A 3043-nucleotide genomic window follows, 5' to 3' on the forward strand; every position below is an offset into this window, starting at 1 on the left:
AACCATTTCCCAGTTAGTCGCAAATAAAGATACAAAAGCTTTAGCTGAACACTTGAAAGAGGGAATGAAGAACTATTTAGATTCAGAACAGTTTAAATCATTCTTGGATACGATGAGTAAGTTTCACAACTACTCACTCAACAATATTCATTTGCTGAAGATGCAAAATCCTAATGTTTCCCAAGTTGCTAGTTTTAATAAATGGAAAACAGATTTTGACAGAACAGTTAAAAAGGGTTCAAAAGCTCTGAAGATTTGGGTTCCGTATCAAGTGAAAACCAGCATTCCTGTTCATCAAAAGGAGTTAGATTTTACTCCAGCTGAAAATGAAATGGAACAGAAGGAAATCACTGTTACTCGATTCAAGTTAGGGAATGTCTTTGATGTATCTCAAACAGAAGGAAAAGAATTGCCAAAAGCAATTAATGAATTGACTGGAGATGTTAAAGATTATGAAGATTTGTACCGAGCAGCCAAAGCTGTTTCAATGGATAATCAGGTTCCTATCAGTTTTGAAGAAATTAAAAGAGAGAGCACAAATGGTTATTACTCTCCAGATGAAAATCGAATTGTTATTTCAAAAGGATTAAAGGGTCAAGAACAGATTTTAAAAACCATTTTTCATGAAATGGCTCATGCAGATTTACATAGAGGAACCAGTGCCCAATATGGGGACGACCAATATCGTAAGCAAGAATTACAAGCTGAAAGTGTCGCTTATGTCGTAGCTAATCATTTTGGTTTTGATACAAGTAGCTACAGTTTTGGATATTTAGCTATTTGGGCAAAGGATAAAAATGGTTTTGAAGATATGGTAGAACAACTGCAGGTTGTTCAGAAAGAAGCAAAAAGTTTGATTGATCGGATGGATGCTAAGTTAGAATTAGTGAAAAATAAAACTGTGACGAAAGATAAGTTTGCTGCTAAACTCCAACAGGCAAAAGAAAAATCTGAGCAGTTGGGGAATCAAAAGGCGGAGGCTGTAAAGCAGGTGGAAGAAAAAAAGTCCCTGAGCAACCCTCGATAATGGAGGCATTAGTCCGTAGGAAGAAAAACAAAAAAGGAGAAACGGAAGATGATTGAACATCTAAAACAAGAAACTTTTGATCTTTTAATGGAGATATTTTTTGAGGATGAGGCTACAGATTCGCCAAAAGTGAATGAAGTTAACCAGCACATTTCACGTAAGGAATGTCTTTACATTCTTCGTAGAGATATGCGAATTAAAACAAACTATGAGCTAGAAGAAGTAGAAATGTATCCCATTGCACTTAAAGAAATTGAAGGGATGAGTGATGAACGATTTGAACAACTAAAAGACGAAATTCTTAAAATGGAGATGGTTGATACAATGGAGCTTCTACTGGAAGACTTAAAAATTTAGTCAAACTTCTCCCTCGTGATAGGATAACATTCCTGCTTGCAGGGATTAGGGGATTGGGGATTTCCCCAAAGATTTAAAAAGTCAAGAATGGTCAGGTGTACACGCTGACCATCTTTGACCTTTTTAAAAACAGCATTTGGGTACCCAAGTGCTATGCTTGCCAGAAGAAAAAGGGGGCTGAGACCCTCAAGAGAAAATAGCAGAAGAGAGGTGAAGATTTCTTGAAAAATAAAGAAAAACGAAAACGAATGATTCAGAAAAAAATTCGTTTAACGGAAGAAGAGGCACGGTTCATTTCAACAAAGGTTGCAGAATCTGGAATGCCAAATTTTAATACCTTTGCCCGAATCCTATTGATTATGGGAGAAGTCAATATTTTAAAATTTGAAGAATTGAAAGAGTTACGTAAGGAAATAAATCGGATAGGGGTCAATATTAATCAGGTCGCAAAAAAGGTAAACGAAGATAATCAGGCTAGTCTAGATGAATTGAGTCAGATTCTTGAATTGCAGAAACATTTGAAAGATACAGTCAGCCAATTTATCCAAAAACAAGAAAATCAAACAAAGGAACAAGAGCAATGGTTGTAACAAAGGTTCTTCAGATAAAAGGAGTTGCTTCTTTAGGACGATCTACAAAATATATTGAGGATGAAGCAAAGACGGTCGAGCTGACTGATACAAAAAGTTTAAATAATGCTTTACGCTATATCGAGAATCCAACTAAAACGAGTTTCTTAGAACAAGATGAACAGTTTGAATTTCCAGCAGTGGTTAAAGATGGCCGAGTAGTCAAGCAACTTGTATCTACTTATGGAATTACAGACGCTAGCACAGCGACAGAAGAATTTCTTTTGACAAAAAAGAATGCGGCTCAACGAGCAGGGACAAAAGAACGATCTGACATTCACAATTCAAATCGTGTTTTGGCTCACCACATCATCCAATCATTTTCACCAGAAGATGATTTAAGTCCACAAGAAATTCATGAGATTGGTCGAAAAACGATTCTAGAATTAACTGGCGGACAACATGAATTTGTCATAGCGACTCACATGGATAAGGGTCACATTCACAATCACATTATTTTTAATTCTACTAATTCTGTTACATTAAAAAAGTTTCGATGGCAAAAAGGAACGAAAAAAAGTTTAGAGAATATTTCAGATAAGTATGCGGATTTAGCTGGAGCCAAAATTCTCAAAGAGAAATTATGGACTAATCGAAAAACCTATCATGCCTATCGCAAAAAAAATTCTTTTCGCTATGAGATTAAATCTCGTTTAGATTTTCTTTTGAAGCATTCAAAATCTTTAGAGGATTTCAAGTCTAAGGCCAAAGCTTTAGATCTTGTTGTTGATACTTCAGGGAAGGAAATAAAATATCGTATGACTGATCAAGATCAAACACGAAATATTAGGGATCGCACTTTGTCAAAAAAAGGAAATTATTCTTTAGAGAAAATTTCTGAGAAAGTGGTTGCTAACGAGGTGACCTTATCTGTTGATGAAATAAAATCTGAATATGAAAAGATGGTGGCAGAACGAGAAGATGATTTTGAAATGAGAATCACAGTTGAAGAATGGCAGGTGATGGAAGAAACGAAAAATGGAATCTATCTTGAAATGGAATTTGGGATTAGAAATAAGGGAACTATTCT

General features: G+C 35.4%; 4 protein-coding genes. All 4 read left to right on the forward strand.

Annotation, left to right across the window (positions count from 1 at the left end):
- A partial coding sequence (locus ADH54_RS09930) for a DUF955 domain-containing protein (protein WP_049524994.1) occupies nt 1-1027 on the forward strand: 1027 nt, incomplete at its 5' end.
- Between the two features lie 48 nt (nt 1028-1075).
- A complete protein-coding gene (locus ADH54_RS09935) occupies nt 1076-1384 on the forward strand; it encodes a hypothetical protein (RefSeq protein WP_049524995.1) in 309 nt (102 codons plus the stop codon).
- 248 nt (nt 1385-1632) lie between these two features.
- A complete protein-coding gene (locus ADH54_RS09940; RefSeq protein ID WP_414716761.1) occupies nt 1633-1974 on the forward strand; it encodes a plasmid mobilization protein in 342 nt (113 codons plus the stop codon).
- On the forward strand, nt 1965-3043 hold a 1079-nt coding region (locus tag ADH54_RS09945), incomplete at its 3' end, for a relaxase/mobilization nuclease domain-containing protein (RefSeq protein ID WP_049524997.1). The genes ADH54_RS09940 and ADH54_RS09945, both read left to right, overlap by 10 nt.

The organism is Streptococcus pseudopneumoniae, assembly GCF_001072315.1.
Classification (GTDB): Bacteria; Bacillota; Bacilli; order Lactobacillales; family Streptococcaceae; genus Streptococcus; species Streptococcus pseudopneumoniae_R.